Source organism: Streptomyces sp. NPDC029292 (assembly GCF_055569295.1).
The window spans coordinates 248104-272410 of sequence record NZ_JBVHXR010000015.1 but is presented as its reverse complement, the minus strand read 5'-3'; the positions used below and the strand labels follow the sequence as shown (position 1 = coordinate 272410).

General features: G+C 70.8%; 20 protein-coding genes and 1 pseudogene. 9 read left to right on the top strand and 12 right to left on the bottom strand.

Annotated features, from left to right (window positions below; genetic code table 11):
* Positions 1–144 precede the first annotated feature (144 nt).
* From ACZ4WS_RS30405 to ACZ4WS_RS30395, 3 genes are all read right to left on the bottom strand, one after another.
* The gene (locus ACZ4WS_RS30405) at positions 145–825 is read right to left on the bottom strand and encodes a cyclase family protein (RefSeq protein ID WP_467985448.1); all 681 of its coding nucleotides are present in this window, start codon (positions 823–825) and stop codon (positions 145–147) included.
* Positions 825–2408 (bottom strand): purine-cytosine permease family protein, encoded by a 1584-nt coding sequence (locus ACZ4WS_RS30400; RefSeq protein ID WP_467985446.1) that lies wholly within the window; start codon positions 2406–2408, stop codon positions 825–827. The genes ACZ4WS_RS30405 and ACZ4WS_RS30400 overlap by 1 nt, the downstream gene beginning before the upstream one ends.
* Positions 2409–2641: 233 nt before the next feature.
* Positions 2642–3193 (bottom strand): hypothetical protein, encoded by a 552-nt coding sequence (locus ACZ4WS_RS30395; RefSeq protein ID WP_467985445.1) that lies wholly within the window; start codon positions 3191–3193, stop codon positions 2642–2644.
* 309 nt (positions 3194–3502) lie between these two features.
* On the opposite strand from ACZ4WS_RS30395, the gene ACZ4WS_RS30390 reads away from it, so the two are divergent.
* The 6 genes from ACZ4WS_RS30390 to ACZ4WS_RS30365 all read left to right on the top strand — a co-directional run bounded on the left by ACZ4WS_RS30390 (position 3503) and on the right by ACZ4WS_RS30365 (position 10774).
* Positions 3503–3937 (top strand): protease inhibitor, encoded by a 435-nt coding sequence (locus tag ACZ4WS_RS30390; protein ID WP_467985443.1) that lies wholly within the window; start codon positions 3503–3505, stop codon positions 3935–3937.
* Between the two features lie 359 nt (positions 3938–4296).
* On the top strand, positions 4297–5151 hold the full coding sequence (locus ACZ4WS_RS30385) for an ABC transporter permease (protein ID WP_467985441.1): 855 nt from the start codon (positions 4297–4299) through the stop codon (positions 5149–5151).
* Positions 5148–6035, top strand: a complete 888-nt coding sequence (locus tag ACZ4WS_RS30380; protein ID WP_467985440.1) for a carbohydrate ABC transporter permease — start codon at positions 5148–5150, stop codon at positions 6033–6035. The genes ACZ4WS_RS30385 and ACZ4WS_RS30380 overlap by 4 nt, the downstream gene beginning before the upstream one ends.
* Before the next feature lie 39 nt (positions 6036–6074).
* Positions 6075–7724, top strand: a complete 1650-nt coding sequence (locus ACZ4WS_RS30375; protein WP_467985438.1) for a type 2 periplasmic-binding domain-containing protein — start codon at positions 6075–6077, stop codon at positions 7722–7724.
* Between the two features lie 43 nt (positions 7725–7767).
* Entirely contained in the window at positions 7768–8835 is a 1068-nt protein-coding gene (locus ACZ4WS_RS30370) for a LacI family DNA-binding transcriptional regulator (RefSeq protein WP_467985466.1), read from the top strand.
* 22 nt (positions 8836–8857) lie between these two features.
* The gene (locus tag ACZ4WS_RS30365; RefSeq protein WP_467985436.1) at positions 8858–10774 is read left to right on the top strand and encodes a DUF2264 domain-containing protein; all 1917 of its coding nucleotides are present in this window, start codon (positions 8858–8860) and stop codon (positions 10772–10774) included.
* Here ACZ4WS_RS30365 and ACZ4WS_RS30360 read toward each other — a convergent pair.
* From ACZ4WS_RS30360 to ACZ4WS_RS30350, 3 genes and pseudogenes are all read right to left on the bottom strand, one after another.
* Positions 10695–11132, bottom strand: coding sequence for an STAS domain-containing protein (locus tag ACZ4WS_RS30360; protein WP_467985434.1), 438 nt, complete (start codon positions 11130–11132; stop codon positions 10695–10697). The two genes, ACZ4WS_RS30365 and ACZ4WS_RS30360, sit on opposite strands and share 80 nt — an antisense overlap.
* A gap of 174 nt (positions 11133–11306) precedes the next feature.
* A pseudogene (locus ACZ4WS_RS30355) lies at positions 11307–12311 on the bottom strand (Ppx/GppA family phosphatase); the annotation flags it as partial.
* 40 nt (positions 12312–12351) lie between these two features.
* A complete protein-coding gene (locus tag ACZ4WS_RS30350; RefSeq protein WP_467985432.1) occupies positions 12352–12849 on the bottom strand; it encodes a methyltransferase family protein in 498 nt (165 codons plus the stop codon).
* A 116-nt stretch (positions 12850–12965) separates the two neighbouring features.
* Here ACZ4WS_RS30350 and ACZ4WS_RS30345 point away from each other — a divergent pair, with 116 nt between their 5' ends.
* Positions 12966–14528, top strand: a complete 1563-nt coding sequence (locus ACZ4WS_RS30345; RefSeq protein ID WP_467985431.1) for a phosphatase PAP2 family protein — start codon at positions 12966–12968, stop codon at positions 14526–14528.
* A 93-nt stretch (positions 14529–14621) separates the two neighbouring features.
* Here the strand turns inward: ACZ4WS_RS30345 and ACZ4WS_RS30340 are convergent, their stop codons facing one another.
* Positions 14622–16124 carry an MFS transporter gene (locus ACZ4WS_RS30340; RefSeq protein WP_467985430.1) on the bottom strand — a complete coding sequence of 501 codons (1503 nt, stop codon included), beginning with the start codon at positions 16122–16124 and terminating at the stop codon, positions 14622–14624.
* A gap of 178 nt (positions 16125–16302) precedes the next feature.
* Between ACZ4WS_RS30340 and ACZ4WS_RS30335 the strand changes: the two genes are divergently transcribed.
* Together ACZ4WS_RS30335 and ACZ4WS_RS30330 are read left to right on the top strand one after the other, a co-directional pair.
* The gene (locus ACZ4WS_RS30335) at positions 16303–16656 is read left to right on the top strand and encodes an ArsR/SmtB family transcription factor (protein ID WP_467985428.1); all 354 of its coding nucleotides are present in this window, start codon (positions 16303–16305) and stop codon (positions 16654–16656) included.
* 6 nt (positions 16657–16662) lie between these two features.
* Positions 16663–17199, top strand: a complete 537-nt coding sequence (locus ACZ4WS_RS30330) for an SRPBCC family protein (protein WP_467985426.1) — start codon at positions 16663–16665, stop codon at positions 17197–17199.
* A gap of 4 nt (positions 17200–17203) precedes the next feature.
* Here the strand turns inward: ACZ4WS_RS30330 and ACZ4WS_RS30325 are convergent, their stop codons facing one another.
* The 5 genes from ACZ4WS_RS30325 to ACZ4WS_RS30305 form a co-directional block, all read right to left on the bottom strand.
* Positions 17204–20032: an NHLP bacteriocin export ABC transporter permease/ATPase subunit gene (locus tag ACZ4WS_RS30325; protein WP_467985424.1), complete on the bottom strand. Its 2829-nt coding sequence runs from the start codon at positions 20030–20032 to the stop codon at positions 17204–17206.
* Between the two features lies 1 nt (position 20033).
* Positions 20034–22256: an NHLP family bacteriocin export ABC transporter peptidase/permease/ATPase subunit gene (locus ACZ4WS_RS30320; protein WP_467985423.1), complete on the bottom strand. Its 2223-nt coding sequence runs from the start codon at positions 22254–22256 to the stop codon at positions 20034–20036.
* Positions 22253–23062, bottom strand: a complete 810-nt coding sequence (locus tag ACZ4WS_RS30315; RefSeq protein WP_467985421.1) for a hypothetical protein — start codon at positions 23060–23062, stop codon at positions 22253–22255. Before ACZ4WS_RS30315 ends, ACZ4WS_RS30320 begins: the two co-directional genes overlap by 4 nt.
* Before the next feature lie 90 nt (positions 23063–23152).
* Positions 23153–23368 carry a type A2 lantipeptide gene (locus ACZ4WS_RS30310; RefSeq protein ID WP_467985419.1) on the bottom strand — a complete coding sequence of 72 codons (216 nt, stop codon included), beginning with the start codon at positions 23366–23368 and terminating at the stop codon, positions 23153–23155.
* 478 nt (positions 23369–23846) lie between these two features.
* Entirely contained in the window at positions 23847–24260 is a 414-nt protein-coding gene (locus ACZ4WS_RS30305) for a PaaI family thioesterase (RefSeq protein WP_467985418.1), read from the bottom strand.
* Positions 24261–24307 lie beyond the last annotated feature (47 nt).

The window sequence follows — 24307 nt, the reverse complement described above, 5'->3', positions numbered from 1 at the left end:
CCCCTCCCCCTCCCGGGGGGCTCCGCCCCCGGCCCCCCGCGATAGCCCTGCCGTCCTTGTCCCCAAACGCCGGACGGGCTGTCTCCAGCCCGTCCGGCGTTTGAGGACGAGGGGCGGCCGGGGCGACAACCATCCGCCATGCCCCTACGCGTACCCCACCCGGCCCCCGATGCGGGCCATCGCCCGGACCGGCGCACCGTCTGACCCCGGAATGCGCAGGGGAAACAGGAACACCTCGACCGAGTACCCCGCGGCCTGAGCGTCGGCGACGTGGTCGAGACCGGTCAGGTTCTCGGCGATCACGCCCCCCGCGCCGCACAGCACACGGTGGGCGGGAAGGTCGATGCCACCGGTGGGATCCACGCTCAGCGCGTCCACTCCGACCGTGCGCACGCTCGCGTTGACGAGCATCTGCGCCGCCTCCGGCGTGAGCCAGGGGTGGGCGAGGTACTGGTCCTCGCCCCAGTACGCCGACCAGCCGGTGGCGAGCAGCAGGATCGCGCCCGGTTGGAGGCGGAGACGACTGAGCGCGGGTGCGAGCAGGTCGGGGGTGATCGGCGTCCCGGCCGCGAGGCCCCGGACGTCGGCCACCACCGCCGGTCCGGCGAAGCGGTCGAGCGGCACGGCGTCCAGCGTGGGCCATGCCGAGTCCACGTGGTAGGGCGCGTCCACATGCGTCCCGGACTGTGAACCCATGTGCAGCCGCAGGACGTTGACCCCGTCGGTGGCGACCCGCAGCGCCCTCTCCACCTCGACCTGCGGGTCACCGGGATAGACGGGCATCCCGGTGACCAGCGGCACCGACAGATCGATCCAGGACTCCATCAGTTCCCCTCGACGGCGAGCACGGGCGGCGCGCCGTCGGGCTCCGCGCCGGGTCCGGTGATCGCGGGCACGGGAACATCGAGCGTACGGGCCAGCCGCGCACCCTCGGGCCCGTACACGGCCCGGGGTTCGGGGAAGAGCCGCAGCAGCGTGAGGAACAGGACGGCGGCGACGGCGAGGGACAGCGGCAGGCTGATGTCGATGCCGTTGGCCAGGTCGCCCAGCGGGCCGACGAACTGCCCGGGGATGTTGGTGAACAGCACGCCGATCACCGCGCCCACCCACCAGGCCGTCATGCCCCGCCAGTTCCAGCCGTGCGTGAACCAGTAACGGCCGCCGCGCTGACGGCGGTTGAAGACCTGGAGCGCGTCCGGGTCGTACCAGCCGCGCCGGGTGTAGAAGCCAAGGATCATCACGACCATCCACGGCGTGGTGCAGGTGATGATCATCGTGGCGAACGTCGAGATGGACTGCACCAGGTCGAACCCGAAGCGCCCGATGAAGATGAAGGCGATCGACAGCACGCCGACCAGCATCGTCGCCTGGACCCGCGACAGGCGGGGGAAGACGGACGAGAAGTCGAGCCCGGTCCCGTACAACGACGTCGTACCCGTCGACATACCGCCGATCAGCGCGAGCAGACACACCGGCAGGAAGAACCAGCTCGGCGAGATGGCCAGCAGCCCGCCCACGAAGTCGGGGGCGGCCGGGTCGACGTACTTCGGGGCCTTGGTGGCGATGATGCTCGCGGTCGCCAGGCCGAAGACGAACGGCAGCAGGGTCGCGATCTGGGAGAGGAACGCGGCACCGACGACCTTGCGGCGCGGCGCGTTCGCCGGGATGTAGCGCGACCAGTCGCCGAGGAAGGCGCCGAAGGACACCGGGTTCGACAGCACGATCAACGCCGAGCCGATGAACGAGGGCCAGAACAGCGCCTGCGTCGCCGAGTCGGCCGAGGACGTGAAGACACCGGCGTACGACGGGTCGAAGTCACCGGCGAAGGCGATCGCGCCGAGCAGGAACAGCACGGTCGCCGAGGTCACCGCGATCTTGTTGACGAACAGCATGAACCGGAACCCGTACACGCACACCGCCAGGACCAGGCAGCCGAAGAGCGCGTACGCCACCACGTACGACAGGTTGCTGCGCTCCAGGCCGAACAGCCGGTGCGCGCCGCCCACCAGGGCGTCGCCGGAGCTCCACACCGAGATCGAGAAGAACGCGATGGCCGTGAGCAGCGACAGGAACGAGCCGACGACCCGGCCGTGCACGCCCAGGTGCGCGGAGGAGGCGACCGCGTTGTTCGTGCCGTTGACCGGGCCGAACACCGCCATCGGGCACAGGATCAGCGCGCCGACGACGACGCCGAGGAGTGTCGCCGCGAGCCCCTGCCAGAAGGAGAGGCCGAAGAGGATGGGGAAGGCCCCGAGAACGCAGGTGGAGAAGGTGTTCGCGCCGCCGAAGGCGACCCGGAAGAGGTCGAGCGGGGACGCGGTGCGGTCCGCGTCGGGGATGCGCTCGACGCCGTAGGTCTCCACCTCGGTGAGAGACGGGGGAGGGGTGGTCGGAGAGTTGTCGGACAAGAGTGCTCCAGCGAAGTGCCTGTACCCGGGCCGGGCGGTGGAGCGCGTTGTGGCGCGGAGGGAGGGATGGCCGGTTGTCGCCGCTGGGGTATGCGGCGTGAGCGGATGCCGTCCTTGGGGGTCAGCCGACGCTACGGCGGCGCGTCGGGCCGGCGCCAGAGGACGGATCATCCATCTTTCGTTCCTCCGCTGGACGATTGCTCCACAGGGTCGGGCGGACTCCCGCTCCGGTGTCACTCCTCGTCGGCCGGGGCGTCCTGCGGTTCGGCGTCCGGACCCTGGGCGCGCACCCGCTGCACGTGCTCCAGCGAGTCCCGCAGCTCCGTGAGCCAGTCGTCGGTGTGCCGCTGGACGAGGCGCACACACCAGGCGAGGGCGTCGCTGCGGCTGCGGGCGACACCGGCGGCGATGAGGGTGTCGAGGACCTGGCGCTCGGGCTGGCGCAGCCGGGTCATCACGGGTGCGGCGATATGCGTGAACAGGGCGCGCTCGGCGCCGCACTCCACACCCCAGGAGACCTTCTTGCGGAACCGGTGTTCCGCCTCGCGCGCCACCGCGACCCGGTCCCCGCGGGTGCGCTCGCGGAATTCCTGGATACGTGCCTGGAGGGCCGCCTCCTTCTCGGCGTCCGAGGCGCCTTCGGCGAGCCGGGGCTCGGGGATGCGGCCGACGACGGTGATCTCCTCACGGTCGACCGTCACCTCCGCGAGGTTCTCGAAGAGATCGTCGGGCAGGCGGCCGGCGAACCAGCCGCGCAGCTTCTCGCGTTGCTCCGTCGTAATCATGTAATCACCATTACTCCGTTGCAGGGAGAGTGCAAGGGGGTCCGCCGCGGGCTGAAGCGGAATGTTTCAGGCCTATTGCCGAGCCGGGGAAATCCGGCCAGGAGGGCGCTCCTGGCGATCAACAACCGCTCAGTTCCGGGGATGGGGCGTTCGAATTCCGTAACTTCACGCCACTGATTCAACACTCAAAGTTACTGAAACCCGTGGGTTGGATGTGTGTTTCCGGTCCGGAGTCGGCAGACTCGCGCTCGCCGAACCGGCACTCAACCGAGCCGGTATCGCATTCGATCGAGCGGAAGGATGCACACAATGCCGACCACCGCGCACTGGGCAGCAACCCTCACCCTGACGGCCACCGCCGTCTGCGGACCCCTCGTCGGGTCCGCCCTCGCAGCCCCGAGCCACGGCCCGTCCGGCCTCTACGCCCCCTCGGCCCTGGTGCTCACCGTGGGCCACGGTGCCGGCGCGGCCACCGTCACTCCGGAACGCGCGGTCACGCTGAACTGTGCCCCGACCGCCTCCGGCACCCACCCCGCCGCCGTCGAGGCCTGTGCCGAACTCCGCGCGACCGGTGGCGACCTCAACACCCTGACGGTGAGAGACGGGGTTCGCTGTACCAAGCAGTTCGACCCGGTGGTCGTCACGGTCGAGGGCGTGTGGCAGGGCAAGCGCGTCGCGTACGAACGCACCTTCGCCAACGAGTGCGTGAAGAACTCCTACGGGATGACCGTCTTCACGTTCTGAGGGACCGGGATCGCGCGGTCTTCGTGAGCATCGATCGAGGCTCGTAGCTGGGGAGCGCGAGCCCCGTCGCGGGGAGCCGCGTGATTTCGCACCGGGGGTCGGCCGGACGGAGTGGGGCCGTCGGCCGTCCCCCGGCATCCGTCTGCCAACTCCCCGTTGTGTCAGAAGTGTTGACCCCGCATTGGAAACGTTTTAATTTCCCCTCACCCGACAGTCAGAGGTGAGGAGGCTCCGTGGCCGCAGTGTTGCGGGAGCGTGCAGGTACGGAGGCAGCGGACCCTTCTCGCCGCCGCCCGGCCGGGATGCGTCCGGGACTAAAACGTTTTCAGAGGCGCGGCAGCCGGGCGCTGTTCCTGCTGATGCTGCCCGGGCTGGCGTACTTCCTGGTGTTCCACTACGGGGCGCTGCTCGGCAACGTCATCGCGTTCAAGGACTACGTGCCCTTCGACGGCATCTGGGGCAGCCGATGGGTGGGCCTCGACAACTTCCAACGGATGTTCGAGGACGGCGAGTTCTGGGACGCGGTCCTCAACACCCTCTGGATCGCGGTCCTCCAGCTCGTCTTCTACTTCCCCGTCCCGCTCGCGCTCGCCCTGCTGCTGCACAGCCTCACCTGGAGCACCGTTCGCCGCTTCGTGCAGTCGGTGGCGTATCTGCCGCACTTCATCTCGTGGGTGATCGTCGTCGCCCTGTTCCAGCAAGTCCTGGGCGACACCGGCATGGTGAACGGCTATCTCGGCGACGCGGGCCTGCACACCGTCGACATCATCGGCAACCCCGACGCCTTCAAACCGCTCGTCGTGGCCCAGGTGATCTGGAAGGACGCCGGCTGGGGCACGATCATCTTCCTCGCCGCGCTCTCCCAGGTCGACGAGCAGCAGTACGAGGCCGCCGCCATCGACGGCGCGGGCCCCTGGCGGCGCTTCTGGCACGTCACGCTGCCCGCCATCCGCCCGGTGATCGTGCTGCTGCTCATCATGCGGCTCGGCGACATCCTCTCCGTCGGCTTCGAGCAGATGCTGCTCCAGCGCGACGCGGTGGGCCCGCAGGCCGCCGAGATCATCGACACCTTCGTCTACTACCAGGGCATCGTCGGCGGCGACTACGGATTCGCCGCCGCCGCGGGCCTGTTCAAGGGTGTCATCGGCGCCCTGCTCGTCTACGCGGCCAACAAGGTCGCCCATCGCCTCGGCGAACAGGGGGTCTACCGGTGAGCGCCCACGTACGGCCCGGCTGGATGGAGAAGCCCAGGCCCGCCACCCAGGCCGCCAAGGCCCTCGCACTGACCGCGGTCGTCCTGCTGGTCTGCGTGCCCTTCCTGGTGATCCTGTCGACCTCGCTCGCCTCGCAGCGCGAGGTGGTGGCGAACGGCGGCTGGGTGCTCTGGCCGCAGCACCCCACCCTCAAGGCGTACCGCGACATCCTCGACGGCGGCATCGTCACCCATGCCCTCGGCGTCAGCGCGGGCGTCACGTTCATCGGCACCCTGCTCAGCCTCGTCTGCACCGTCACCCTCGCCTACGCCCTCTCCCGCCCCCGCGTCTTCGGCGGCAAACCCGTCCTGCTCCTGGTCCTGTTCACCTTCCTCTTCCCGCCGGGCATGATCCCGAGCTTTCTGCTGGTGAAAGAGCTCGGACTCCTCGACTCCTACGGCTCGCTGATCCTGCCCGTGCTGGTCAACGTCTTCAATCTCGTCGTCCTGCGCGGCTTCTTCCAGGCGATCCCGGAGGAGTTGTACGAGGCCGCACGGCTCGACGGGGCGGGGGACTGGCGGGTGCTGTGGTCGGTCGTGCTGCCGCTGTCGAAGGCGGCCCTCGCCGTCGTCGGCCTCTTCTACGCGGTGGCGTACTGGAACTCCTGGTTCTACGCCTCCCTCTACCTGGAGAGCGGCCACTGGCCGCTCCAACAGGTGCTGCGCACCTACGTGGTGGCAGGTTCCGGACTCACCGACACCACCGTCGGCGAGGGCACTGTCAACGCGCCGCAGACCATCCAGATGGCGGTCCTGGTGATCGCCACCGTGCCGATCCTGCTTGTCTACCCCTTCCTCCAGAAGTACTTCACCAAGGGCGTGCTCACGGGCGCCATCAAGAGCTGACAACACATCAAGAGCCGCGCTACGAAAGGTCGGTTTCCCATGCCCTCCCTGTCCCGGCGCACCCTGCTGCGCTCGATAGCCGTCGGCGGCGCCGCGATCGCCGCGCCCGGCGTACTGACCGCCTGCTCGACCGGCTCGGGCGACGGCGACGTCTCCAACGCCGGGAAGAAGCTGGCCCCTTGGCCCGCGTACAAGGCGTTCGCCGGACCGAAGCCCGGCCTCGCGCCCACCGACGCGGGCGTCCAGGCCGGGTACACGGCCTACCCCTCCGACCTGGTCACCGCGGTCTCGCGCACGCCGGGCGACGGCTCCACCGTCAAGGTCATGTCGGTGACCTTCGGTACGCCGCCCAAGCCGGCCTCGGCGAACAAGTTCTGGGCCGCCGTGGAGAAAGCGCTCGGCGTGAAGATCGAGTACACGATCATCTCGCAGACGGACTACCAGAAGAAGATGGCCACGGTGATGGCCGGCGACCCGGGCGAGCTGCCCGACATCATCAACATGTTCTCCGGCTTCACGCTGCCCCGCGAGGCCCAGTTCGTGCAGCGCAGGGCCGAGGACCTCACCCCCTACCTGTCGGGCGAAGCCGTCCAGGACTACCCCAACCTCGCGAACATCCCCACCCACGCCTGGCGCGACATGGGCCGCATCGGCGGACGGATCTACGGCATCCCGCTCGAACGCCCGCTGCCCGGCTCCACCCTCTGGGTCAACCAGGGCTTCTTCACCGACGCCGGGATGAAGGAGGGCTGGACCTCCGAGGAGTTCGCCGCCGTCGCGAAGAAGGGGACCAGCGGCAAGAAGTACGCACTGGGCGCGGCGACCGGCTCACTCTTCGGCAACGCGGTGCACTCCGCGGCGCACAACGCTCCGCAGGGCTGGGCCGTGGACAAGGACGGCACCTTCCACGCCAACTACGGCGACGAGCGCTTCACGGCGGCGGTCGCCTACCAGGCACAGCTGCGCAAGAACGGCTCCTACCACCCGGACGCCACCTCCCTGTCCCAGCCGGACCTGACCACCCTCTTCCTCAACGGGACCGTCGGCTCCATGCAGGACGGCTTCGGCGCCTATCTCCCCAAGTACCTCGACTCCAAAGGCTTGTTGACACCGGCCGCCGCGCTGCCGTACAGCGTGGGCGGCACGCCGGGCGGCATCGTCGCGGCCCGCCGCTCGTTCGGTTACACCGTCCTGAAGAAGGCGAAGAAGGAGCGCATCGAGCTCCTGCTCCGCATCCTGAACTACCTCGCCGCACCCTTCGGCAGCAAGGAGTGGGAGCTCGTCCACTACGGCCTGGAGGGCACCCACTTCACCCGCGGCAAGGACGGCTCGCCCGAGGCCACCGAGCTGGGCAAGGTCGAGAACAACACCAACCTGCCCCTGAAGTACCTCGCCGAGGGCCCCCAGGTGCTGTTCGTACCGGGCATGCCCGCGGCCGTACAGGCCCTGCATTCCTGGCAGCAGAAGGTCGTACCGGTCGCGATCCGCAACGCCTCCTTCGGACTGCAGTCCGCGATCTACACCTCCCAGGGCACCACGCTCAGGGCACTGATGGACGACACCGTCACCGGCGTCATCGCGGGCCGTACCCCGCTGTCCGAACTCGACGGGGCCGTGAAGAAATGGCGCTCCCGCGGCGGCGACAGAATGGCCGAGGAATTCGCCAAGGACTACGCCGCCAACACCTGAGGTGGCGAGGCCGGTCGAGGGAGCGCGGGGGATGGGGAGCGAGATGGCGTCGAAGGGGCGGGTCACGATCCGCGAGGTGGCCGAGCGGGCCGGTGTGTCCATGGCCACGGTCTCTCGGGTGCTCAGCGGCAACCACCCGGTGCCGGCGTCCACGCGGGCCCGGGTGCTGCGCGCGGCCCGCGACCTCGACTACGTCGCCAACGCGCATGCCCGCGCTCTGGTCGGCGGCGGCCGCAAGATGGTCGCCGTCGTACTGCGGCAGGTCACCAGCCCGTTCTACGCGCAGGTGGCCGAGGGGGTCGAGGCGGAGGCGGCGTCCCGCGGCTGGCTCTGCCTGGTCGGGACCACCGGCGGTGACCCCGGGCGCGAGCTGGAATTCGTCCAGTTGATGCGCGAGGAGGGCGCCCGCCTGGTGATCCTGGTCGGCGGGGTCGTCGAGGACGACGCCTACCGGGAGCGCGTCGCTCACTACGCGCAGGCCCTCGCCTCGTCCGGCGCGCGGCTCGTGCTGTGCGGACGGCCCGCCCCCGACCCCGACATCCCGGCGCTCGTGGTCGAGTTCGACAACGAGGCCGGGGCCCGTGCCCTCACCAGTCACCTGCTGTCGGCAGGTCACCGCAGAATCGTGTTCCTGGGCGGCCTGCCCGGCAACACGGCACTCGACGCACGTGTCGCCGGATACCGGGCCGCGCTCGCCGAACACGGCCTCGGACCCGAGGCCGCCCATGTCGTCGACTGCGGCCTGGGGCGGGCGGCGGGCCTTCGGGCGATGACCGAGCTGCTGAAGAACGCATCCGACGCGCACAGTGCCCCGGGCTTCACCGCCGTCTTCGCCGGCGACGACATGGTCGCCGCCGGAGCCCTGCGGGCCATCGCCGACGCGGGGCTGCGTGTCCCCGAGGACATCTCTGTCGTCGGCTACAACGACATCCCGCTCGCCGAGGACTTCAACCCCCCGCTCACCACCGTCCGCACCCCCGCGGAGGAACTCGGCCGCGCCGCCGTCCGCATCGCCCTGCGCGACCCCGAACACGCCGCCGACACCCACCACTTGCTCGGCACCCACATCGTCGTACGCGACAGTGTTCAGCCGCCCCCGCCCGGGGCTTAGACCACGGAGGACCCGCCCCCGTATGACCGCACCACATGTGTCGCTCACCGTCCCGACACACCTGCCGCCCCTCGACCCCGCCAACTCACCCGTCACCGGCTGGACCCGGGCCCACTGGGAGGCGACGGCCGACCGGCTCCTGGACGGCCTGCTCCCGTACGCCTCACCGGGGCTGGCCCAGTACCGGCTACCGGGCCGGGCCAGCCACTCCGGGCCCTGGTCCGACGGGCTCGAAGGCTACGCACGGTCGTTCCTGCTCGCCGCCTTCCGCATCGCGGGTTCCGGCGGGCGGGTCTCTCCTGCCTTGATCGAGCGGTACGCGGCCGGGCTCGCCGCGGGTACGGACCCGGAAAGCCCCGAACGGTGGCCGCCCGTCACCGACCGGGGGCAGCCGATGGTCGAGGCCGCGTCCGTCGCGATCGCCCTGCACGAGACGCGCCCCTGGATCTGGGACCGCCTCGACGACGCCGTACGTCAGCGGGTCGCGGACTGGATGGGCGGATTCATCGGCGCGACGGTCAACGACTCGAACTGGCGGCTCTTCCAGGTCATCACCGAGGAGTTCCTCGCCTCCGTGGGCGCCCCGCACAGCCGGGCCGAGATCGACGCGGGGCTCGCGCGGCTGGGGGACTGGTACCAGGGCGGCGGCTGGTACACCGACGGCGACGGCCGGAAGTTCGACTACTACAACGCCTGGGCCCTGCACCTGTACCCGGTCCTGTGGGAGCGCATCGCGGGACCTCGGGCCGACCCGGACCTGGTGGCCCTGCACCGCGCCCGGCTGCGCGAATTCCTCGGTGTCCACCAGTACTTCTTCGGTGCGGACGGCGCTCCCGTGCACCAGGGCCGCTCCCTCACCTACCGGTTCGCGGCCGCCGCCCCGCTGTGGGCGGGCGCCCTCGCCGACGTGACCCCGCTGGCTCCGGGCCTCACCCGGCGCCTCGCCTCCGGAGCCCTCAAGCACTTCGCCGAACGCGGAGTCCCCGACGAGCGGGGACTGCTGTCCCTCGGCTGGTACCGCCCTTTCCTTCCGGTCACCCAGGAGTACTCGGGGCCCGCCTCCCCGTACTGGGCGAGCAAGGCATACCTCGGGCTGCTGCTCCCCGCCGACCACCCCGTGTGGACGGCCCCCGAGGAACCCGGGCCGGTCGACACGGCCGACACCTGCCTGGCGCTGCCCGCGCCGGGCTGGCTGCTGCATTCGAGCGCCGCCGACGGCATCGTCCGCCTGGTCAACCACGGCAGCGACCGGCTGCCGCCACCCCCCACGGCGGACGAGGACAGCCCGCACTACTCGAAGTTCGCGTATGCGTCTGCGGCGGCTCCCGACACCGTGGGCGCGGGAATCGACAACCACATCGCCCTGGTCGCGGCCGACGGCACGGCGTCCCAGCGCGGCCGGATCCATCCCCTGGGCGCGACCGGGTGCCGAGCGGCCTCCTGGCACACGGCGTTCCTGCCGGGGCAGGGGCAGGGGCATCGCATCGAGACGACGAGTGTGGTGCGCGGGCCGTGGGAGATACGGGTGCACCGGGTGGACGGGCCGGGTGGTGCGGTCGTACGAGAAGGGGGGTGGGCGCTGGCCGATGACGCCGGGCCGTTGGAGGAGAGCGTGGGGCCGGGGTGGGCGCGGGCGCGGCGCCCGGACGGGCCGGCGAGTGCGGTCGTCGGCCTGTACGGGTGGGACGCTTCACGACCCGGTGCGGTCGCGCGGGCCCGGGAGGCCAACGCCTATGGAGCCTGGTCGGCAACTCCCCATCTTCTGCTGCCTGTTCACCAAGGCGGTGTGCACGTGCTCGTCACGCTGGTGGTGCTCGGTGACGATTCCGCGACCGCGGTCACCGGGGCGGACGCCCGGGTCACGGCCGAGGGCGGGGTGCTGATCCGCTTTCCGGACGGGACGGAGGAGGAAGTTCCGGCAGTGGCGGAAAGCGGTTGAGCAGGCCCGAGGCGCGCAGGAGGCGGTGGATGCGGGGCCGGTCGGAGATGATGCGCAGGCGTCCGCCGCGCTCCCGCGCCCGCGTGTCGGCGCGGCACAGCACCCGCAGGCCCGAGCAGTCGAAGAAGTCGACCCGGCGCAGGTCGACCAGGACATCCGGCTCGGCGCGAGCGGTGGCGGCCGACAGATGCTCGGCCAGGGAACCCGCCGTCGCCATGTCGATCTCGCCCGAGACCTCGACCACGGTGTACGGGCCGTGCGGATGGCTGTGGGCGCAGGGGTTGGTCTGAGGGAGCCCGGGTCCGGCGGCCGAGCCCTCGGTCGGCTCGGCGGCTCGGTCGCGGGACTCCGGCGGCATAGCGGCACCACCTCGACGGGGGAGGGGCTATTCGATCTCGGTAGCTACCCCGCATGGCCGGAAACATCCGTATGGCACCGCCCTCAAGATCTAGTTCACCTGACCGGGTGAACTAGGGGATGAAGGTGTTGACATTTGGATGCGGTACTGCCCCAATCGGCCCTGTTCCAGAGGATGCGCCGGAGTCGCCAGGCGCAGGGGTGCCCCGCCCGTGGGCGCGGCCTCGTCGCTGTGCCGGATGATGTCCGCCCACCAGGAATCGCCGTCCTCGATGTGCCGCAGCAGCACACCCTCGCGGATCGCCCAGGGGCAGATGGAGACCGTCTTGAGTCCGGTCAGCTTCATCGCCGTGTGCCCGACCATCGCACCGGCCAGGCTCTGGGCGGCCCGCGGCGCCGAGATGCCCGGGAGCAGGGCGCGTTCGGCTGCCGTGAGACGGGAGAGCCGGTCGAGCGAGTCGCGCAGGTCCGTTCGGCGTAACTCCCGTTCCACGAAAGGACCCTGGCGTCCGGGCGCCGCCCCGCACAGCCGGGCCAGCTGCTGGAAGGTCCGTGAGGTCGCCACGGCGGTGCGCGGCCCCTCCCAGCGGATCCGTGCGGCCACGTCCCGCAGTTGGTGGCGTACCGTGCGGCGCAGCGCCCTGACGCTGTCCGGCGACGGCGGGTCCTGCCCCGCGAAGAACTCACGGGTCAGCCGCCCCGCACCGAGCGGGAGCGAGGCCACGAAGTCCGGCAGCCGGCCCCGGCCGAAGGCCACCTCCAGCGAGCCGCCGCCGATGTCGAGGAGCGCCAGCGGCCCCGAGCGCCAGCCCATCCAGCGGCGCGCCCCGAGGAAGGTGAGCTCGGCCTCCACCTCACCCGGCAGTGTGCACAGCCGTATACCGGTCCGGGCCCGAACGGTCCGCAGTACCTCCTGACGGTTCGGCGCGCTGCGCACCACGGCGGTCGCGAAGGCCAACGGGCCCGCCGCGCCCCACCGTTGGGCCGTAGTGCCCGCCGCGCGCACCGCCTCGACCAGCTGCTCCACGGCCTCGTCCGGGATCGGAGCCCCGTGCCCCATCTGCGCGGACAGCCGCAGCTGCCACTTGGCGGTGTGCACCGGCAGCGGTATCCCGCCCTCGGCGTCCGCCACCACCAGCCGCACCGTGTTCGACCCCACGTCCACCACACTGACTCGCATGTCCTCCCCATTACCCCGGTGTTGCCGCGGCACGCCCGCGTCAGCCGGGGCCGCGCCAGGGGCGGAGCCTGGGCCACCATCCGGGCACGGCTCGCCGGTAGTGTTCGTACTCCGCGCCGAATCTCTCGGCGAGTTCGGGTTCCTCGTACCACCGCGCGAACGCCCACATCGCGAGTCCGGCGATCGCGCCGTACGCCAGGAGCACCGGCCGTGCGAGCAGCAGGGCCTGCCCGGCGATCGACGCGACGACCGCGACGTACATCGGATTGCGTACATGCCGGTACAGCCCGCCCACGACGAGATGCTCCGGGGGCGCGACCGGCGCCGGGGTGCCGAGACCCTCGGCGACGAACCGTACGAAGGCCGACAGCAGCACCGCCGCACCCGCCGCCAGTGGCACCAGGCCCAGCGCGCGGACGGGCGGCCACCAGTGACCGGCCCGCCGGCCGGTCAGCCACCAGGGGACGAGGACGGCCACGGTGCCGGGGGCGAGCGCGAGGAAGAGCGAGCTGCCGAGCGCCGCTGCTGATCTGCGCATACGCCCACCATGGCGGCCGTGCGGCGGTCTGTGAACCTGCGCCGCCCGGACCAGCCCCGTCACCGGTCCGAGTCGCCCGGGATGCCGACGCGGGCCCGGCACCGTAGCGATGGAGCATGGGCGTATTCGGTGAGCTGGACCAGCGGCTGTTCGTGCGGGTGGCGGGAGCTCGGGTGCCCGGGGCCGATCCGGCGTTGCGGCGGCTGAGCCACTCCGCCGACCACGGGCGGCTGTGGCTGGGCGCGGCCGCCGGTCTCGCGTTCTTCGGCGGCCGCACGGCCAGGCGGGCGGCCCTGCGCGGGGTGGGCTCGCTCGCGCTGGCCTCGCTGACCGTCAACACGGTCGTGAAATGGAGCACCCGGCGCCCCCGCCCCCTGCTGGACCTCGTCCCGCAGATCCGCCATCTGACCCGGCAGCCGCACACCACGTCCTTCCCCTCGGGGCACTCGGCCTCGGCCGTGGCCTTCGCCACCGGAGTTGCCCTGGAGTCCACCCGCTACGGGGCGATGGTCGCGCCGTTCGCCGCCGTGGTCGCCCTTTCGCGTGTCTACGTGGGCGTGCACTACCCCGGAGACGTGCTGGCCGGGATGGCGATCGGCGCCGGTGCCGCCGCGCTCACCTGCCGCTGGTGGCCGCCGCGCCACGCCGCCCCCGAGCGGGAACGGCCCGCGGCCCACGCGCCCGCACTGCCCGGTGGCAAGGGGCTGGTCGTCTTCGTCAACAGCCGGGCCGGCAGCGGCGCACCCGGCGCGCCGCTGCCGCCCGCCGAGCGGCTGCGCGCCCTGCTGCCCGAGGCCGAGCTGATCGAGCGCGGCCCCGGCGAGGACTTCGCCGCGCTGCTCGCCCAGGCGGTGGACCGGGCCGCGCGGACGGGCGGCGCGCTGGGCGTGTGCGGAGGCGACGGCAGCGTCAACGCGGCGGCCCGCGCGGCGGCCGAACGAGGGCTCGCGCTGGCGGTGTTCCCCGGCGGCACCCTCAACCACTTCGCGCTGGACGTGGGCGTACCGGACTTCGAGGACACCGCCGTCGCGGTCGCCCGGGGCGAGGCGGTGGCCGTGGACATCGGCGTGGCGCGATCGGGGACCGGACACGGCGTGCTGTTCCTCAACACGTTCAGCATCGGCCTGTATCCCGAACTCGTCCGGCTCCGCGAGCACTTGGAGGAGCGTTGGGGCAAGTGGCCCGCCGCGGCCCTCGCCCTCGTCCGGGTGCTGCGCACCGCGACCCCCATCGAGCTGAGCGTCAACGGGCGCCGCCGCCGGCTGTGGCTGCTCTTCGCGGGCAACGGCCGGTACGTCCCCGAGGGCTTCGCCCCTGCCTTCCGGCCGCGCCTGGACGACGGACTGCTCGACCTGCGCCTGGTCGACGGCGACCACCGCCTCGCCCGCACCCGCGTCATCGCCGCCGCGCTCGCCGGGGCGCTGGGCCGCTCCCGGGTCTACAGCGCCGCACACGTCCCCTGGGTCGAGCTGGAGGATCTCACCGGCACGGACACCCTCGCGTACGACGGTGAAGTAGCCGACACACCTGCTGGGTTGAGGCTGGAGAAGCGGCACCGGGCGCTCGTCGTGTACCGGCCCGCCGTACCCCAGAACGAGCTGGCCCAGCAGGCCCGCCTCGCCGCCGCGACGGCCCGCTACCGGAAACGAACGCGACGGCCCGCCACCGGAAACGGATGAGGCAGCTGCAATCGAGAATGGATGAGGGGCCGCCGTCTCCCTGCAGACGGCGGCCCCTCGGCCTGGAAGTGATCACATGAGGTCAGCGCGTGATCACATGTGGACGACCGGTGCGGCGTCCGGGTCCTGCTCCAGCTTTCCGCGGCGGTAGAGCAGGAAGGCGATCGCCGCGCCCGCCACGAAGAAGCCCGCCGACCACCAGAAGGCGGTGGTGTAGCTCTCGATCGTCGACTGGGCCTGGACCAGCTTGTCGGTCGCGTCCTTGCCGGACAGATAGCTCGTCGCGGCGCTCGCGGCCAGGGTGTTCAGCAGTGCCGTACCGATCGAACCACCCACCTGCTGCATGGTGTTGACGGTCGCGGACGCGACACCGGCGTCCTCGGGTGCGATCCCGCTGGTGGCCAGCGACATGGCGGGCGGCATCACGATGCCGAGTCCCGCGCCGATCAGGAGCAGCTGCGGCAGGACGGCGGTCGAGAAGGACGATCCGATGCCGATGCCGGTCAGCCACGCCATGCCGACCGCCGCCAGTGCGAAGCCCGCGGGGATCACGGCCTTCGGCCCGATCCGCGGCACCAGGATCGTGGTGGAGACCTGCGCCATGATCATCAGGGCCGCCATCATCGGCAGGAACGCCACACCCGTCTTGGTCGGGCTGAAGCCCAGGTTCAGCTGCAGGTAGTAGGTGAGGAAGAGGAAGACGCCGAACATGCCCGCGCCGGTGATCAGGACGGTGACGAACGACGCGGCGCGATTGCGGTCGAGCAGCACGCGCATCGGCAGCAGCGGGTGCTTGGCACGGGTCTGCCACCAGGCGAACGCGGTCAGCAGGATTCCGCCCGCGATCAGGAAGCCCCAGGTGGCGGGCGAACTCCAGTCGTGCGTCTCGGCGTTGGAGAAGCCGTAGACCAGGGCGAAGAGACCGGTGGAGACCAGCAGCGTGCCCGGCAGGTCCAGCTTGGAGTTCGCGGCGTCACGGTGGTTGCTCAGCAGTATCCAGCCGCCGGCGAAGGCGACGACCGCGAAGATGACATTGACGAACAGCGTCCAGCGCCAGTCGAGCGCGTCGGTCAGCACACCGCCGAGCAGCAGGCCCACCGCACCGCCGGCGCCGGCGATCGCGCCGTACACGCTGAACGCCTTGGCGCGTTCCTTGGCGTCGGTGAACGTCGTGTTCAGCAGCGAGAGCGCGGCGGGTGCGAGCAGCGCGCCGAAGACACCTTGCAGGGCACGGGCGGTGACCAGCATTCCGAAGCTGGTCGAGACGCCGCCCAGCACGGAGGCCGCGGCGAATCCGGTGACGCCGACCAGGAAGGCGGACTTGCGTCCGAAGAGGTCGGCGATGCGGCCGCCGAGCAGCAGCAGTGAGGCGAAGGCCAGTGAGTACGCGGTGACGATCCACTGCCGGTTGCCGTCGGAGAAGCCCAGGTCCGCCTGGGCGGACGGCAGGGCGATGTTCACGATGGTGGCGTCGAGCACCACCATCAGCTGGGCGATGCCGATGATGGCGAGGATCCACCAGCGCCGCTTCGACGCCTCTGCGGGCTGCGCGTCCACGGCACCCGCGCGGGTGCCTTCTGCCACGGTCTGAGACATGGGAGAACCACTCCAGGGAAAGTCGCTCAGGATTACGTGCACGTAAACGAAACGGTTTCGTACACATCGATGGATCGAGACTAGACCCCTTTCAGCGAAACGGCAAAGTTTCGCTAAGTGGGCTGGCTCGCTCTTCCATTCCTTGACGGGCATATAACTGTCGAGGCATATTGAACCCATGTCCGATGCCTCCCTCTGGGCCGCACTCGCCGACCCCCACCGGCGCGCCATCGTCGCGCTGCTCCTGGAGCGGCCACGGGCCGTCGGTGAGATCGTCGAGGCGTGCGGTCTGAGCCAGCCGAGCACCTCGAAGCATCTGCGGGTGCTGCGCGACGCGGGGCTCGTGCGGGTACGACAGGACGCGCAACGCCGTGTCTACGCGCTCGACCCGGCCCCGATCGCTGAGCTCGACGCCTGGCTGGCCCCGTACCGGAAGCTGTGGAACGAGAGCCTCGACGCCCTCGGCCGTCGCCTGGACGAGGCGGCGGGGGAGCCGTCGGACGACCACGAAGACCTCTCCCCGAAGGGCTGAGCCACCATGTCCGCAGAACCCACCGCCCTCACCGGCACCTACCTCACGCTCGACGACGGCCGCCCCGCCGTCCGCTTCAGCCGGACCTACGACCACCCCGTCGACCGCGTCTGGCAGTTCGTGACCGACCCCGACGAGCTCGCCCAGTGGTTCCCGTCCCGCGCCGAGATCGAGCTGCGGCCCGGCGGCACCATCAAGTTCAGCGGCGACCCCAACATGGCGGAGTCCACGGGTCGGGTCATCGCGGTCGACGCGCCGCGGCACCTCTCCTTCGCATGGGGCGGCGACGAGCTGCACTTCGACCTCGAAGCCCTCGACGAGAAGCGCACGCACTTCACCCTCACCGACGTCCTCGCCGCCGAGAACACCGCCGCGCGCAACGGCGCGGGCTGGGAGGTGTGCCTCGCCGCGCTCGACGCGAAGGCCCGCGGGGAGCGCCCCGAGGGCCCGCACACCGGGGCCGGAGCGTCCTGGAAGGAGATCTACCGCGGTTACATCGAGGCCGGAGTGCCTTCCGGCGCTCCGGTCCCGGGGCTCGACTGAGCGCTCACTGCATCTGGCGCCGCACCAACTCGTGCAGCCGCCCACTGGTGTCCGCGAGGAGCTGTGCGGGCGGGCCCTGCTGGGCGACCCGGCCGTCCTCCATCACGATGACGCGGTCCGCGTCCATGACGGTGGACAGGCGGTGCGCGATCACGACCCGGGTGGCGTTGAGCGCCCGGGTGCTCTCGATGACCGTGCGCTGGGTCTCGTTGTCCAGGGCGCTGGTCGCCTCGTCGAAGAAGAGGATGCGCGGACGGCGGATCAGCGCCTGGGCGATCATCAGACGCTGCCGCTGACCGCCGGAGACCGCGCCGCTGCCGGAAACGATCGTGTGCAGCCCCATCGGCATGCGCTTGATGTCCTCGGCCAGGCCCGCCATCTCGGCCGCCGCCATCGCCTCCTCGGCAGTGAAGGGCTCGGTGCCGCAGATGCAGTCCAGGATCGAGCCGGTGAACGGCTGCGCGTGCTGGAGCACCACGCCGCACTGGCGGCGTACGGCGGACTGGTCGAGGGCCGCCAGATCCTGGCCGTCGTAGAGCACACTGCCCGAGACGGGCTTGTCGAAGCCGATGAGCAGCCGCAGCAGCGTGGACTTGCCGCAGCCGCTGGGGCCGACGATGGCCACGAACTCGCCCGGCCTGATGTCGAACGACACGTCGTCGAGGACCAGTGGGCCGTCGTCGGCGTACCGGAAGGAGAGCCTGCGGGCTTCGATGCCACCGGAGAGGACACCCGGGCGGGTGCTCGCCACGCGCACCTCGGGCGCGGCGTCCAGCACCGGCTTGATCTCCTCGAACATCGGCAGCGCGGCCGCCGCCGAGACGAACGCGCCGGTGATCGAGGTGACCGAGGTCAGCAGCATCGTCATCGACGTGTTGAAGGTGAGGAAGGCGGCGGCCGACAGTGAGCCGCGCGCCGGGCCCGCCAGCAGCATGAACATCAGCAGGGAGCACAGCGGCAGATACACCGCGCCCATCACCGTGGTGAGGTTCTTGATCCGGCCCACCTTCTGCTGGAGCTCACGGCTGCGCGCGAACTCACCCGCCCAGGCGGCGTACGCGTAGTTCTCGGCCGCGGCGACCCGCAGCTTGGGCAGGCCGCGCAGGGTCTGGAACGCCTGGTTGTTGAGCTTGTTGCTGAGCACGACCAGACGACGCTGCCAGCGCACCTGCCACAGGCCGAGCCCCAGGAACACGGCCGCGATGACGACGAGCATGCCGATCGCGGCCAGCGCCATGGGGACGCTGTACCAGAACAGCAGCCCCAGGTTCATCGCACCGACCGTGCCCGCCTGCGCGAGTGTCGGACCGACGCCCGCGAGGAGGCGGCGGATCGCGCTGATGCCCATGGCGGCACTGGCCAGTTCACCGGTGGAGCGCGAGGTGAAGAACTTCGTCGGCAGTCGCAACAGCCGGTCCCACACGGCCGGCTGGAGCGTGGCCTCGACCCGCCCCTCCATCCGCAGGATCGTGAGGTTCTGCAACAGCATGAAGGCCGCCGACACGATGCTGGTGACCATGAGGGCCAGACAGACCTGCACGATGAGACCGTGCTGGGCCTTCGGCACGTACTCGCCGAGCACCTTGCCGGTGGCGATCGGCACCAGAGCGCCGATCGCGACGGTCACCAGGCCGCTGATCGCGAGGTTGCGCACATCGCCACCGGTGCCCTGGAGGCAGAACCGCAGCAGCCGCAGCGGGCTCAGGCTCCGCTCGGGCAGCGGCCGGTAGAACATCACGGCCCGCGGCGCGAACTCCGCCGCGTTGGCCTTCTCGACCGGCGTCTCGCGCCCGGAGGACGGCTGCACGGCCACATATCCGCCGCGTCGCCACAGCAGCGCCACCGGGCTGCCCGACACGGCACGGTGGCCCACCAGGGGGCCGATGTTGTCCCGCCACCAGCGCCCGTCGAGGCGTACAGCACGGGTGCGGACGCGCGAGGAGAGCGCGATCCGCTCCACCGGGTCGAGCCGGTCGCTCTCGGTGCCGCTCTGCGCGGACTCCGCGAGGGTGATCCCGGCCGTGCGGGCGACCAGCTTGCAGGCCGCGTACGTGGCGTCCGCGTCGGCGGCGGTCGGGCGCTTCGCCGACGACTTGCCGATGGAGGCGAGCAGCGTCCGGTCGGCCTGGGCGCGGACGGCCTCGCCCGCCTTGATGCCCGCCGCCGTACGGTCCTCGTGGCGGGCCTCCAGCTGCTCGATCCAGCGGTCGAGCGTGGTCAGGAGGCGGTACTCCTGGTCGACCATGCTCTGCCAGACACCGGAGTCCATCAGCAGGTCGGCCGCGGCTTCGGCGCCGTACAGGGAGCCGTACTGCACACTCCCGGGCGGCACCTGCATCCAGAAGACGTCGTCATCCGTGAGCGCGGCGGCGTTCTCCGTGGCCATCGGCGCCTGGAAGAGGATGGACAGGCTGCGGCCGACGCCCAGGGCGAGGGCGTACTCCAGCGGGCTCGAAGTCGGCGGTACGTACTGGGCGTTGCCGTACTCGTCGTACGACCAGGTCTGCGTGTCGACGGGCTGGTACAGCTCGCGCAGCACGATCCGGTGCACGACGCAGTCGCGCAACGGCCGCCCGACCAGCGTGTGCTGGGGGCCCGCGACCGGGCCGAGCAGCAGAGAGCCCGCTTCGAGGCGGCCGAGGTGGTGCCAGTGGCCCTGCTGGACGGCGTCCACCGCGAACAGGTCCATGGCACCCGCCGCGACGAGCCACAGGACCTGCGGGCCTTCGAGGTCGAGGCGGTTGAGCCCGGAGCAGTCGATGGGCGTGCCCATGCCGCCGAGTGCGCCCAGGACGACGTCGCCCTCGTGAACACCCTCGTGAACCGTGGTCATCTCATCGCTCCTTGACCAGCTCGGCGTACGGACCGCCGGCCGCCACCAGGGCGTCGTGCCGCCCGCGTTCCACGATCGTGCCGTGCTGAAGTACGACGATCTCGTCGCTGTCGCGCACGGTGCTGAGCCGGTGCGCGATCACCACACAGGCGCAGCCGCGCTTGCGCAGGTTGTCGATGACGGTCTGCTCGGTCTCCGCGTCCAGCGCGCTGGTCACCTCGTCGAGGACCAGGATGCTGGGGCGTCGCACCAATGCCCGTGCGATCTCCAGGCGTTGCCGCTGGCCGCCGGAGAAGTTGCGCCCGTCCTGCTCGACCCGGCTCTGGATACCGCCGGGGCGACGCATCACCACGTCGTACAGTGCCGCGTCCTCCAGCGCCGCGATGATGGCGTCGTCCGGGATCGACGGGTCCCAGAGCGCGATGTTGTCCCGGACCGTCCCCTCGAAGAGGAAGACGTCCTGGTCGACGAAGGAGACGGAGGCCGCGAGCGCGCCGCGCGGGATGTCCTCCAGGCGCTGCCCGTCGATGCGGATCGTGCCTTCCCAAGGGGCGTACAGCCCCGAAATCAGCCGGGAGACCGTGGACTTGCCGCTTCCCGAGCCGCCCACCAGCGCGACCTGCTGGCCCGGACCGACCGTCAGCGAGAAGCCGGTCAGCAGGGGCTTGTCGAGCGGGCTGTAGCCGAACGTGATGTTCTCCAGCTCGACATGGCCCTGCAGGCGGCGGGTGGACTCGCCGGTGCCGGAGCGGGCGTAGAGCGGGTCCGCCTGGAAGTTCTCGACGTCCTTGAGGCGGGCCACGTCGGCCGCGAAGTCCTGGATGCGGCCCGCGACGCCGTTGAGGCGGGTGATCGGCGCGGTGAAGCGGGTGACAAGGGCCTGGAAGGCGACGAGGAGACCGACGGAGATATGGCCCTCGACCGCTCGCATACCGCCGATCCAGAGAATCAGCGCGGAGTTGAGCGTCGCGAGCGTCGGCGCGACCACGCCCAGCCAGGCGCTCGGCACACCGAGGCGCTGCTGTTCCTCCAGCGTGGTGGCGTGCTGCCCGGCCCACTTGCGGAAGTAGCCGTCCTCGCCGCCCGTGGCCTTCATCGTCTCGATCAACTGGAGCCCGGAATAGGCGGTGTTGGTCAGCCGGGCGCTGTCCGCGCGCAGTTTCGCCGTACGGGTGGCGCGCAGCCGGATCACCACCCGCATCGCGACCACGTTGAGCAGCGCGACGCCGATGCCCACGGCCGTGAGCTGCGGATCGTAGGTGTAGAGCAGCACCGCGTAGAGCACGACCACGATCGCGTCCACACCGGCCGCCGCGAGGTCGCGGGCCAGGGTCTCGGCCACCGCGTCGTTCGACTGGAGCCGCTGCACCAGGTCGGCCGGGCTGCGCTGGGAGAAGAAGGTGACCGGCAGCCGCAGCAGATGCCGCAGGAAGCGGGCGCTGCTGAGCGTCGAGGAGATGATGCGGCCGCGCAGCAGATTCGCCTGCTGCAACCAGGTCAGCACCACCGTGAGCAGCACCGATGCCCCCATCGACGCGAACAGCACGCCGAGCAGGGAGGTCTGGCCACCGATCAGATACGTGTCGATGTACGTCCGGCTGAGCGCGGGCACCGCCGCACCGACCACCACCAGCAGCAGGCTCGCCAGGACGGCCGCGGGCATGGTGCCCGACGTCCCGCGCAGCCGGGCCGGCATGGCACCCAGCACACCCGGCTTGCGGCCGCCCTTGCGGAAGTCCGCACCCGGCTCCATGACCAGGACGACACCGGTGAAGCTGGTGTCGAAGTCCTCCATCGGTACGAAACGGCGGCCCTTGCCGGGGTCGTTGATGTGCACACCGCGGCGTCCGAAGCGGCGCCCCATACCGTCGTACACGACGTAGTGGTTGAACTCCCAGAACAGGATCGCGGGCGCCTTCACCCCGGCGAGCGCGGCCGTGTCCATCTGCATGCCCTTGGCCGTGAGGCCGTAACTGCGGGCCGCCTTCAGCAGGTTGCTGGCGCGCGAGCCGTCCCGGGAGACACCGCACGCGATGCGCAGCTCTTCGAGAGGGATGTGCCGCCCGAAGTGCCCGAGCACCATGGCGAGGGAGGCGGCGCCGCACTCCACGGCCTCCATCTGGAGCACGGTGGGGGTGCGGACGGTCTTCGCCCTGCTCTTGGGGACCGAGCGCTTCGGCGGGGTGGCGCGCCGTCTGCCCCGGGTGTCTTGTGCGGTGGTCACGGCAGGAGCCAATCGACGGGGCGCTGATCGGCCAGGCGGATCGAACCCGTGGCCAGGGTCATGGAGGTGAGCGCGTACGGCGGCCCGTCCGCCGAGGACCACTTGAGGCCGCTCTTCGTGCCGGACGAACGGTCGAGGCGCACCAGGACGGCCACCGGCCTGCCCTTCTTGGTGAACTGCTCGCCCAGCTGGCTGTCACCGAGGAAGGAGGCGATCTGCGCCTGAGTCTGCACGCTCCGGTCGACCGCCTTCACATGGCCGCGCAGCACCCCGTACTGCTGGGTCGGCACCGACTGGACGGTGAGGTCGACCGCGGCGTTCGCGGGAATCGTGGCGGCGTTCTCGGCGGGGACGTACACCGTCGCGTACAGCGGATCGCCGGCATGCGCGACCTTCTCCACGGCCGCGACGTTCGCGCCGGTCGAGATGATCGCGCCGATGGTGGCGGCGAGCGCGGTGATACGGCCCGCGGCGACCGTCCGGACGACGGTCGTTTGGCCTTGTGCCGTACGGACTTGCAGCACGGGGGCGTTGGCGGCGAGCCGCTCGCCCTCCTTGGCCAGGACCGCGGTGACCTGCCCGGCGACCGGGCTCTGCAACACGTAACTGCCCTCCCCGTGCGTGAGGATGGCGGGCGCGCTGACCGTGGACGCCACGGTGCCCGTCACGGCCCAGACGGACGCCGCTGCCATGACGACGACCGTCACGGACAGGACGAGCCAGCCCTGGGGGCGGGCGAAGCGCACCGGAAGGTCGAGCTCTTCGGGCGACTGCAGCTTGGCGAGGGCCTGTTGGCGGAACTGCACGGGACTTCCCTCACCTGTTCGAGAGATTTACGGCACCCGAGAGTCCCGGAACCGGGGGGCGGTTCCGGGACTCAGCGGCATGAAATGCGATCAGAGACCGGCAACCAGGCCGGTGACCGGGGCGGTGTTCAGGCCGGTCACACCCTCGACGGTGCTGACGCCCGTGCCCAGGAGGCTGGAGACCGGGGCAACCGAGTCCACGAGGTCCGTGACGCTGCCAACGGCGTTCAGGGCCAGGCCGCCGGAGACGTTGTCGAGGTCGGCGTCCGAGATCTCGGCGGTCTCAACACGGGGGGTGGAGTTCATGATGGAACTTCCCTTCGTATGGGTATTCATAAGGGGGAGCGGCCCCCTCTGGGGACAGATGACGGCCGCCACCGCGAGCGTGCGGCCTCCGTTTCCGGAAGCCTTGGTGCGACCCTCGCGGTGCAACGGATCAAAGCACGCCGGCGTGGCGTGTATCCAATCAACCACGGCTCTCACCTGCGAACTTGAGCACCTCGGCCGTCCAACCGTGCAGGCCTGCGCACGTCTCGATGGCGAGTTCTTCACATGCTGCGCAGCATCGGTTCGTGCGGGCTCTTGCCGCCCCGGGATCGAATGGGACAGTCCCGCCTCAATGGCACGGAGAGGGGCGCGCGACTGTGCAGATCCGTCGCGCGCGGTGGCTTGCTTGCGTATTCGATGTGCAGATTCACTGAAGCCCGGGATTCCGTTCTTGCTCGAAGACGGACCGTTACTGATCGGTAGCGGACTGTGCCGTTCGGGCCGGAGCGGCGCGCGTTCAGCCCAGAAGCGCGTACACCGTGCTCGCCCGCGCCGCGATCTCCGGCGACCCCTCGGCGGTCATCATGATGTCGGCGAAGGCCATCCTGCGGCCGAGTTTCGTGAGGACCGCCTCGATCAGCACGTCCGCGTCGGTGACGGCCCGTTGGAAGCTGGTGGACTGCTGGACCGTCGTCATCGGGACGAAGGCGCCGCGTGCCGCCGACACCGCGATCACGGTCGCCGTGTCGGCGGCGGCCATCAGGGCCTGACCCGACAGGGAGCCGCCCTCCCGGGCGAGATGCGCGGACCACGGAAGCCGCAGGACGGCGCGGTGGTCACCCAACTCCTCGACGGTCAGCCCCAGGTCGAGAACCCAGGTGGCGAAGTGGGCGGCGAGGATCTTGTCGGCTTCGGCGAGGTTCAGCGTCATACGGGGCATTGTGCCCCGCCTGCACCGCGGAAAGCCGTTCCCCCGTT

Excerpts from the sequence above, each read along its gene's own strand:
- ACZ4WS_RS30405 (WP_467985448.1), bottom strand. The coding sequence starts at position 825 with ATGGAGTCCTGGATCGATCTGTCGGTGCCGCTGGTCACCGGGATGCCC.
- ACZ4WS_RS30305 (WP_467985418.1), bottom strand. The coding sequence starts at position 24,260 with ATGACGCTGAACCTCGCCGAAGCCGACAAGATCCTCGCCGCCCACTTC.
- ACZ4WS_RS30340 (WP_467985430.1), bottom strand. The coding sequence starts at position 16,124 with ATGTCTCAGACCGTGGCAGAAGGCACCCGCGCGGGTGCCGTGGACGCG.
- ACZ4WS_RS30360 (WP_467985434.1), bottom strand. The coding sequence starts at position 11,132 with ATGCCGCCGGAGTCCCGCGACCGAGCCGCCGAGCCGACCGAGGGCTCG.
- ACZ4WS_RS30325 (WP_467985424.1), bottom strand. The coding sequence starts at position 20,032 with ATGACCACGGTTCACGAGGGTGTTCACGAGGGCGACGTCGTCCTGGGC.
- ACZ4WS_RS30310 (WP_467985419.1), bottom strand. The coding sequence starts at position 23,368 with ATGAACTCCACCCCCCGTGTTGAGACCGCCGAGATCTCGGACGCCGAC.
- ACZ4WS_RS30350 (WP_467985432.1), bottom strand. The coding sequence starts at position 12,849 with ATGCGCAGATCAGCAGCGGCGCTCGGCAGCTCGCTCTTCCTCGCGCTC.
- ACZ4WS_RS30375 (WP_467985438.1), top strand. The coding sequence starts at position 6,075 with ATGCCCTCCCTGTCCCGGCGCACCCTGCTGCGCTCGATAGCCGTCGGC.
- ACZ4WS_RS30335 (WP_467985428.1), top strand. The coding sequence starts at position 16,303 with ATGTCCGATGCCTCCCTCTGGGCCGCACTCGCCGACCCCCACCGGCGC.
- ACZ4WS_RS30345 (WP_467985431.1), top strand. The coding sequence starts at position 12,966 with ATGGGCGTATTCGGTGAGCTGGACCAGCGGCTGTTCGTGCGGGTGGCG.
- ACZ4WS_RS30390 (WP_467985443.1), top strand. The coding sequence starts at position 3,503 with ATGCCGACCACCGCGCACTGGGCAGCAACCCTCACCCTGACGGCCACC.
- ACZ4WS_RS30330 (WP_467985426.1), top strand. The coding sequence starts at position 16,663 with ATGTCCGCAGAACCCACCGCCCTCACCGGCACCTACCTCACGCTCGAC.
- ACZ4WS_RS30370 (WP_467985466.1), top strand. The coding sequence starts at position 7,768 with ATGGCGTCGAAGGGGCGGGTCACGATCCGCGAGGTGGCCGAGCGGGCC.
- ACZ4WS_RS30395 (WP_467985445.1), bottom strand. The coding sequence starts at position 3,193 with ATGATTACGACGGAGCAACGCGAGAAGCTGCGCGGCTGGTTCGCCGGC.
- ACZ4WS_RS30385 (WP_467985441.1), top strand. The coding sequence starts at position 4,297 with ATGCTGCCCGGGCTGGCGTACTTCCTGGTGTTCCACTACGGGGCGCTG.
- ACZ4WS_RS30365 (WP_467985436.1), top strand. The coding sequence starts at position 8,858 with ATGACCGCACCACATGTGTCGCTCACCGTCCCGACACACCTGCCGCCC.